The organism is Candidatus Liberibacter sp. (assembly GCF_014048425.1).
Lineage (GTDB): Bacteria > Pseudomonadota > Alphaproteobacteria > Rhizobiales > Rhizobiaceae > Liberibacter.
Genome location: NZ_JACETX010000039.1, coordinates 1 through 8,779, shown reverse-complemented (window position 1 = coordinate 8,779; position 8,779 = coordinate 1). Strand labels below are relative to the sequence as shown.

Sequence of the window (8,779 nt, the reverse complement as noted above, 5' to 3'; positions counted from 1 at the left end):
GTGCTACTGCACAATGTTGTTTTTGTGATACTGATTTTGTAGGTATTACAGGTAGTATGGGGGGTCGCTATAGTTCCGAAACATTGGCCGATGCAATTGCCGCAGAATGGATATCTGAGGGAAATGAAAGGCGTTTTTGTGTTTTAACAGGAGGAGAGCCTTTATTGCAGGTAGATCCACTATTAATCAGAGCTTTAAAGAAACGCAATTTTGAAATTTCCATTGAGACCAATGGTACAATTAAACCTCCGGAGGGAATTGATTGGATATGCGTGAGTCCTAAAGGAAATTGTCCATTAAAAGTGACAAAAGCCCATGAATTAAAACTGGTTTTTCCGCAAGTAGATGCTCCACCAGAACGTTATGTTATGCTTGATTTTAAAAGATTCTCGTTGCAACCAATGGATGGTTCTTCTCTTCAAGAAAACACAGAATTAGCGATTTCTTATTGTTTAAAACATCCGCAATGGCGTGTTAGTCTTCAAACACACAAGTTTGTTGGAATTCGTTAGTTTTGAAAGATATCTTAGGTATGCTATATTGTGATAATATTAACAAATATAAGCAAATACTCGGGATTTTGATCGTTGGTGCGTTGGAAGTTATTTTGGTTAAAAGCAAAGCCTGAAGCGATCGGCAAGATCGTCTACCGTCTTGATATAGGATGTTTGGATGGCATGCGATCTGTATATATACCTGCGATTGATTCTGTGCACTATTTCCTGCAATCTTCATTAAAGAAACCAATCATTGCAAGTAAGGACTTATTTATCGAAGAATTAGGATTATTTGAATCCTTTTTAGCTTTTTGGCATTTTTTTTTGACTTGTTATCAGTATGGGAAGTTCCGCTTCCCAGGTTATTGTATATTTCCTTATGGATCACGAAAAACAAGAAAAGCTTTCTATCGATTCAATCGCTTTATGTATAATCGTCGAATGCCCTTGGATAGCAAACAATTTTTATATGTTCAGGAATTGTTTGAAGGATGGAATGAGAATTCATCTCCAAAAATGAATAGAAAGCCAAAACATTCACTTAAAATAGCAATAGTTGCGCATTGCTATTATAAAGAAATATGGCCTGAAATTGCGAATCTCTTGTCAGGACTGAATTTCAATTTTGATTTATTTGTTACTATTGTGAAAGAAAATGAGGACCTTGAGAAGGATATTTTAAAAAAATTTCCGTCAGGACAACTTTATGTCATGGAAAATAAAGGAAGGGATGTTTTTCCTTTCCTTTATTTATTGGAGCTTGGTTTTTTTGAAAGCTATGATTATATCTGCAAAATTCATGGAAAGACATCTCAAAAGGAAGGGCATTATCCTATTGAAGGAATTTTATGGAGACGTTGGTTGTTTTTTGATCTTCTTGGAGCTCCTAATGCTGTAATTCACATTATAAATATATTTGAGAACAATCCCCATATTGGCATGATTGGATCCGGTCGATATCGACGCAAAAAAAGATATTCGATATTTACAAAAAGAAACAAAGTTTACGAACGTGTTGCAGATCTTTCTAGGAGAATGGGTTTTTCTATTCAAAATAGTGATTTTGATTTTTTCAACGGCACCATGTTTTGGGTAAGGCCAACTTGCTTAGATCCCATCAGAAAGCTTCATCTCTCTCAAGAATTTGAAGACGAGAAAGGCTTGACAGATGGAGCAATGGAGCATGCTGTTGAGCGGTTATTAGCCTTTTCTGTTAAGCAAACAGGATTCTCTTTAGAGGAAGTCGATTTTGTTTCGGAATACGAGAAGAAATCTCGATAGAAACTTATTTTTTATATCTCTAAAGACGGATAAATAATGCAAATATATGATTTGATTATATCCTTCAAATAGAGTCATATGCTGGAAATAACAGCCAAGGTGAGATGAAAAAGGATAGCTAACAAAGAATTTTTGGATTCGTAACTGTATAAAAATCCCAAAATATGGATTAGCAAGAGTAACTTATCACCGTTTTCAGTCTTTCTCTCATATCCGTAACTCTGTCCTTTTTAAAGTTTCTTTTTGCAAAAGGATTTAACCAAGCATACGGTGCGGATAGGGATGATTTAAAAAATAGGTTCATTAAAGTTACGCAAGCATTATTGGCTTCCGATGCGTATTCTAACCATGAAAGTATAAAAGCCCATGGCGGTGGCTCAACCAAGGCATGGTACAATCCGACCACGTGACGTGGGCAGATTCTAACAATATTGAAAAAGCATTTGAAAAAGCCATTGGCGGAAAGATGCACAAGGTTGGAAATTCTCATGTGGTGGGTATCCGAGGAGTGAAAAATAGTGATTTCCGCATTGGTTTTATGGATCGTGCCTTTGCTTCTTCAGCCCTCTTGTCTGCCTCTTGTTGACATCCTCCCCGTCCTGAAGAATAGGGTTTTACGGCGTATGCTGATAAATTCATCGGGGATTGCTACTTTTGATTGCGCTTTTTCATATCCACGGCATTCAAGGATTGCTTTTCCATTGGGGCGAATGATAAGATTTTGAACGCTTCTAAATCTTCCTCTGAAATTCTTTGAGCCTTTGCCAGGCGATCAATTTCAGCTGGAGATAAAAGAAATTTCTTTGTTGCTTTCTTACCCAATATGCGTGTCAACATTTGTCCCGTTTCTTTTTCGTCTCTATATGCTCTGTTTCCTTTTCTCCCTTCTTTCAATTCATAATTTGATACGTTTTCACCACTGCTAAGCACCTTGTGATCTTCGTCCTTGATGCTCTTCTCTTGACCCTGTATAATAACCGCCAGTGAATAAGCTCTTAATCTTGGTATGTTTCTGTTGATTCAAGCCTACAAGCTTTGAGAGCTTAGTATACTTTGGGGCTTGTGGATAACTATGAAAGCTTTGGGCTTTGGGAATAGTCTCCCAAGACGTGTCTAGAGTTGATGAAGGCTTCAACGCCGACAAATTTTATAATTTTTATAATTATTTTTAGCCTTTTTTTATAATTTTTAACATAATATATTAATATAAGTACAGCATTAATATTATATTTATGTTACAATATATAATCCCTAATATCCTAATAATCCTACGCAATTACCTTAGTCTACCATCTCTATTTTGATTCTTACGTTTTAGGGTTGGTAGGTTTAACTATTTCTGGACAATTCTATTGCCTTCTACTTCTCCACTAACTACCCAACAAGAAGAACTTCTTATTTCTAGAATACTTCATCCTATGGTTGGTCATGAGTTTTAAGGAATTCATACTTGCTGTGCTGCCTTGGGGGGAGAAGGGTGTGCCTCTTGAGCACATAAAAAGCCCCCGCAAGTGGCAACTAGAATTCATGGATGATGTGACAAGCACACCTACCAAAACTTGAAAAGAAAGACGTACAAGATATTTAAGGGTGCTGTTGCTGGCGGTCGTGGTATTGGCAAGTTTGCTCTCACCGCATGGATGATGCTGTGGCTGATATCGACCCGTATTGGTATGACTATCATTTGCGTTGCCAACTCTGAAGCTCAGTTAAAAAGCACGTTATGAGCTGATGTTAGCAAGTGGCTTGCGATGATGCCGAACCAGCATTGGTTTGAAATTCAATCACTGTCGTTGAATCCTGTACCATGGTTTGCTGACCTACTAAAGAATAGCCAAAGAATAGATTCAAAGCACTATGGAATCTAGTGTCGTACGTATTCTGAGGAACGACCAGATGCATTCGTTGGCTTTCACAATTCTATTGGATTTTCCCTATTTGTGGATAAGGGTTCAGGCTATCCTGATGCCATCTTTGACTCTTCAGGAGGGTTCTTCTCTGAGAACAACCCTAATTGTTACTGGGTGATGATGTCCAATCCTAGAAGGTTGTCGGGTAGGTCTATGATATTTTTAACATGCCTTATAGCGAATGGCATAGGAGGCACGTCGATACCCGCACTGTAGAAGGTATCGAACCTAGTTTTTATGAGGAAATGATAGAAAGATACGGCTTAGATTCTGACATAGCTAGAATTGAAGTTTTGGGTCAGTTTCCTCTTTAAGATGAAAGTAGCTTCATCTCTCAGCAATACATATAAGAAGCGTTAGAGAGGGAAGCGTATCCTGATTCTGAAGCACCTCTCATCCATAGAAGCGTAGCATCGGGTTATAAGCATGCTCAATATCTTTTAAAGCTTTACCCCAAACTTTTCTTGCTATCTTAGCACATCTCCCCCTGTTTTTTACAATTAAGGATTATACTTATGCTTTTTCCCATGGGAGGACTTATACCTAATGTAAAGCCAAAAGAAGAAATGGATCTTAAGGCTAAAATGAAGCTGATAATAATCGAATTACGGGAAAGACTGATAGCTAGCTAGTAGTAGCTTAACGTTCGCGGTAGATATGAATGGATTAATAATGCGATATTTCTAGGAATTCAGATAGAATATCACGGCGGAATGCAGGATTATAACACGTACAACTATTGTTCGAAAATCGTCAGGATGGAAAAGGAAAGATAAGCCACAGGATATTGTGGCTTATCATTTTTCCTGCCTATGCCGTGATAATATGCCCATATATAAATCTTAAGGCATTTATTTTTAGTATTAATTTCAGTTCCAAAAATTGAAAAAACTGCTTTTCGAATCAGTTTTTTTTGCTGCTGCTGGTTTAGGTGTAGGTTGAGGTTTAGTAGGTGCAGGTGCAGGTACAGGTACAGGTATAGGTGCAGGTATAGGTGCAGGTGCAGGTGCAGGTGCAGGTGCCACAACAACCGGTTTAGGTGCAACAACAACCGGTTTAGGTGCAGCAACAACAGGTTTAGGTGCAGCAACAGCAGGTTTAGGTGCAGCAACAACAGGTTTAGGTGTCGTATCTTTAGATTTAGCAGATACCGGAGGTGTAGAGACAACCTTTTGCTGCATGAGATTCATATTACAAGACGTCAAAGAAACACAAATCGCGGATAGTAAAATACTGTAATACCTCAAGTTCACCACTAATATCCTCCTAAATATTTAAAATTATAAGCTCATAGCCTTTTAGTTCAAACATCATAATACCTAATATATAAAAAAAGCATTGATGTATAATCAAATTTTCTATTAAAAGTAGATTAATAATTTGATAAGTACAATAAAAAACATGCAATTAGTTAATAATTGAAAACTCATAATTTTATTATTTATTTTTTATTTTAAATATTTCTCGTATGAACAAAGGATTGGGTAATACCCGCATCTCACAGTTTTCCTGTAAAAGACACAGTAAATATATTATCAAAAAAGCCGGCTTGGAGCTGTGGGATTGAGGTAAAGGCTTAAAGGAGACTAAAGGACTAAGGTTAAAAGGGTTAAGGCTAAAAGCTAAAGGACTTAAGGGATACCAAGGGCTAAAGGACTAAGAAGGGTACTGAGGGATGGATGAGCATGCGCAATGCCTCCATGTTTCCTCGAGATTCTAACTAACTCGTGTTTGAAAAAGTAATAGAATATTTTTATCTATTCCTGATTCCCCATAGAAGGTGATCACAAGCTTAGTATATGCTGTGAGTTTATTCACAATGTGGGTTCAATCTCCCCCATAAATCACACGAATAGATCTCATCTTTGTATTTATATATAAAAAAAAGGGAGGTTGCTCAACATATCTTTTGTTCTCTTCTCTGAGTGCATATGACAAGCTTTAATCTGGCATGGGTGCGTATTCTGTGAATCTGAAAAGGATTGTTCTAAATGACAAATGATTTATAGAAGTAAAAAAACAACGTAAGCCAAAGTAGGACTCAATAAGGAATCAGTCATTTCAATGGGTTGAAAAACTTCTAGTCTTACCTTTTAGGCGTTATCTGCTATGCGAAAGTGTCGCCGATTAGAATGATCTCTTGAAAAAATGACAGAAGAAGATAGCCAAGAATTGCTTTGATCTTTACATGGTTCTTTCTTTTTATTTGATTCGCTTTCCGAAGCAAAGGAGGATTTTTTGTATATTTTGAAAGATTGGCGTTATTGATATTTTCGGCAGTTGCAAACCCGTCTCAACTTTCATTTTCTAGCTCACCGCAAAGTTTACCTGAGAGATTCAGGAAAAAAACCATCAAAGATTTTGGGAAAAATTACCAATTTTTTCTAAGAAAGAGGGCTTCGATTTTTCTGTGCTTGTTTTAGCTGCGTCTACATCTTCTATGGTTGCTGGAATAATAAAAAGTAATAAAAAAGGGAAATCGTTTAAAGGAAAAGATAAGTCTAAAGAATGCAATAGATATAGGGTTTTAGATTTGTCAAGATCAATGGATCCTCTTATGAAGTGAGTAGATTAAGATGTTGATTATAAGGTATATTTCTTAAATATAAAATCATTTTTCTCAGGGATAATTGTCCTTTAAAATATGCGGTATTGTGAATATTTAAACGTTCTTTTTTTAGGACTTCTACTGCGCCCGACATGATTAGGAACGATGATCTCATCACCGAAATAGATCCAATCAAGGCTAATCTCATATTCATTTCGAAGGAATAAGGCGTAGTTTATGCTTGTGGTAGATCTACGCCCCTTTTCGTAGCTACACAAAGCAGTTCTAGCCAAGTCTGATTTATTAGCCAGTCTTTCCTCTTGCCTTCCGTATATCGCGAATACGCATACCATTTTCCTTCCAATGACTTCTCAATTCTGGCGTTTTAATCATGTTTGGGCTTGTCTTTCTCAAAAATTTTAGGATTTTAAACCAAATCCTTGCATCAAACGTTTCATAGAAATATCTGGTGTTCCTGAAGTAAAAATAGCGAAATCATCAGATAGTACGGTTTGATTCTTCTCTATTTGAGGCAGTAAAGAACGTGCGCGACGTGCGATAGAATCTGCTGGATCTAACCAGTCAACTGGCCATGGAGAGACTTTTCGAAAAATATGTGTCATAAACGGATAATGTGTGCAAGCAAGAACGACGATATCTGTTCTTCGATCACCTTTTTCAACAAAACAATCGTTTATTTCATTTTTGATCTCGTCCTCACAAACATCTTTTCCAAAGACATATTTTTCTGCTATTGATGCAAGATTTTTCGAAAAAACCAGCTGGATATGACATTGAGATGCAAAAGAATGGATCAAGTTCTGGGTATATGAATGTTTTAGTGTAGCAGCTGTAGATAAAACAGATACAAGACCTGTAGCAGTATATTCTGCTGCTGGCTTTATGGCAGGAACTGTGCCAACAAAAATCATCGATGGGAATATTTCTCGCAATTCCTTTCCGACGAGAGTAAATGCAGTATTACACGCTATTATTGATAATACTGGCTTATATTCATCTAAGATCTTTGTCAAAAGAGAAATTATGCGTTTTTTCAACACATGATCTTTCTGGTTTCCATAAGGGAATCCAGCGTCATCAGCGACATAAAAAAAGTTGTATTCAGGCATCAGAAAACGAGTTCTCTGTAATATGGTCAGTCCGCCGATGCTACTATCAAATATGAGTATTAAATTATTAAGGTATTTTTTTTCAGGAGTATATTGTATGTCTTGGATCACTGATGGCTCTTTCTTTTCTGTCTTGCCTGGAATCATAACGCTCCCACGTGGAAAATTTCTGGAAAAGCGATCCAAAGAAGAAATGACCCCTTGTAATAAATAAATCTCTTTTTGCGTAAATTCAGGGCGGATAAAAACAGAACGCAAATCATCCAGCATCTTTTTTTTTCTCTCGACTGGACGAAAATATCCTCGTTCTTCCAAAGAATTCTCAAGATGAGATAAAAGACTTAATAATTCACCTCTGGTAGCGGTTTTTTTTTGTGTTTCTATTTTTGAAATTTCACAACCACTCTCCATCCACTCCCAAACCATTAATAAAACCGCTTGAGAAATATTGAGGGAAGGAAAATCTGTATTCACTGGAAAGGTTATTATTGCATCAGAAAATGCGATCTCTTGGTTTGTTAAGCCCCAACGTTCTCGACCAAAAACAAGACCGACTTCCTGTCCGTTAAGAGCTCTTTTTCTTAATACAGCAGCAGCTTCTTTGGGTGCAAAAACAGATTTAAAATTATTGCGACTTCGGGCAGTTGTCGCGTAAACAAAGTTAAGATCAGATATAGCTTCTTCTAGGCTAGGAAAGACACGTACAGAATCTATGACATGATCTGCATTAGCAGAAGAAGAGCGAGCTTTTTCATTGGGCCAGCCGTCACGAGGATTAACAAGACGCAATCTTCTCAGACTAAAATTGGACATTGCCCGTGCAACCATTCCAATATTTTCGCCAAGCTGTGGCTCAACGAGAATGATAACTGGGTCGTTGAACGGTTTTTGTGATTTCTCGGATTTCGTCATGACAACGCTCTATTCCATAAAAGTAATGAGAACAATTCCTCAATCAAGAATATCTTGCATATACTTCCCATCTAGAAAATCAACCCACAAAACCCAATGTGCAAAAATACATAAAATGCCCTATAATTTAAAAAATATACATTTTCACTCTAGACAAGAAGAATCTGCTTTGATTCATTATGAGTGATTCGGAAGATAATTTAAATGTTTTCCAACTGAATATGCGGACTCATTTTAAGGCGATCCCAATGGACAATGTGCAAAACGTGGCACCGGAATGTAGCTGGTTCTACTCAAGAATCCGACAGAAATACGTCCTATGGTTAAGGTATCTCTTGCAGGGGACAAAAAATATGACATTGTCTTTGCTGTCTCCTTCCATAGCATTGAGCCGTATGATACCAGCAGCCAGTGTCGTTGTCCTTGTGTTTATGGCAACAGTCAATATCGTAAAAGTTTCTTCAAATTATGCACGACAGGAGAAAGCGATACTCCAGTCGT

9 protein-coding genes and 1 pseudogene are annotated in these 8,779 nt (G+C 37.2%); 3 read left to right on the top strand and 7 right to left on the bottom strand.

All coding sequences use genetic code 11. The annotated features are described in order from the left end of the window. The 3 genes from H0G72_RS04780 to H0G72_RS04770 form a co-directional block, all read left to right on the top strand. Positions 1–512, top strand: a 512-nt coding sequence (locus tag H0G72_RS04780) for a radical SAM family protein (protein ID WP_182017641.1), incomplete at its 5' end; no start/stop codon positions are given. A gap of 78 nt (positions 513–590) precedes the next feature. Continuing rightward, positions 591–1,778: a rhamnan synthesis F family protein gene (locus tag H0G72_RS04775; RefSeq protein ID WP_310649493.1), complete on the top strand. Its 1,188-nt coding sequence runs from the start codon at positions 591–593 to the stop codon at positions 1,776–1,778. A gap of 388 nt (positions 1,779–2,166) precedes the next feature. After that, complete coding sequence (locus tag H0G72_RS04770; RefSeq protein ID WP_182017640.1) at positions 2,167–2,364, top strand: hypothetical protein; 198 nt, start codon at positions 2,167–2,169, stop codon at positions 2,362–2,364. 62 nt (positions 2,365–2,426) lie between these two features. Here the strand turns inward: H0G72_RS04770 and H0G72_RS04765 are convergent, their stop codons facing one another. The 7 genes and pseudogenes from H0G72_RS04765 to H0G72_RS06300 form a co-directional block, all read right to left on the bottom strand. Next, positions 2,427–2,708 carry a hypothetical protein gene (locus H0G72_RS04765; protein ID WP_182017639.1) on the bottom strand — a complete coding sequence of 94 codons (282 nt, stop codon included), beginning with the start codon at positions 2,706–2,708 and terminating at the stop codon, positions 2,427–2,429. Between the two features lie 804 nt (positions 2,709–3,512). Next, on the bottom strand, positions 3,513–3,680 hold the full coding sequence (locus tag H0G72_RS04760; RefSeq protein WP_182017638.1) for a hypothetical protein: 168 nt from the start codon (positions 3,678–3,680) through the stop codon (positions 3,513–3,515). Between the two features lie 877 nt (positions 3,681–4,557). Next, complete coding sequence (locus H0G72_RS04755) at positions 4,558–4,944, bottom strand: hypothetical protein (RefSeq protein WP_182017637.1); 387 nt, start codon at positions 4,942–4,944, stop codon at positions 4,558–4,560. A gap of 1,381 nt (positions 4,945–6,325) precedes the next feature. Next, the gene (locus H0G72_RS04750) at positions 6,326–6,589 is read right to left on the bottom strand and encodes a hypothetical protein (RefSeq protein ID WP_182017636.1); all 264 of its coding nucleotides are present in this window, start codon (positions 6,587–6,589) and stop codon (positions 6,326–6,328) included. A 66-nt stretch (positions 6,590–6,655) separates the two neighbouring features. Further along, the gene (gene murI / locus H0G72_RS04745) at positions 6,656–7,477 is read right to left on the bottom strand and encodes a glutamate racemase (RefSeq protein ID WP_310649494.1); all 822 of its coding nucleotides are present in this window, start codon (positions 7,475–7,477) and stop codon (positions 6,656–6,658) included. Next, a pseudogene (locus H0G72_RS06305) lies at positions 7,466–8,278 on the bottom strand (RNA methyltransferase); the annotation flags it as partial. The pseudogene H0G72_RS06305 and the gene murI, both read right to left, overlap by 12 nt. A 234-nt stretch (positions 8,279–8,512) precedes the next feature. Next, positions 8,513–8,638 (bottom strand): hypothetical protein, encoded by a 126-nt coding sequence (locus tag H0G72_RS06300; protein WP_259345146.1) that lies wholly within the window; start codon positions 8,636–8,638, stop codon positions 8,513–8,515. Positions 8,639–8,779: the final 141 nt, after the last annotated feature.

What these genes read in the sequence shown, in the direction of transcription:
- H0G72_RS06300 (WP_259345146.1), bottom strand. Translation starts at nt 8,638, where the DNA reads ATGTCATATTTTTTGTCCCCTGCAAGAGATACCTTAACCATAGGACGT.
- H0G72_RS04770 (WP_182017640.1), top strand. Translation starts at nt 2,167, where the DNA reads ATGGTACAATCCGACCACGTGACGTGGGCAGATTCTAACAATATTGAA.
- H0G72_RS04750 (WP_182017636.1), bottom strand. Translation starts at nt 6,589, where the DNA reads ATGGTATGCGTATTCGCGATATACGGAAGGCAAGAGGAAAGACTGGCT.
- H0G72_RS04760 (WP_182017638.1), bottom strand. Translation starts at nt 3,680, where the DNA reads ATGCATCTGGTCGTTCCTCAGAATACGTACGACACTAGATTCCATAGT.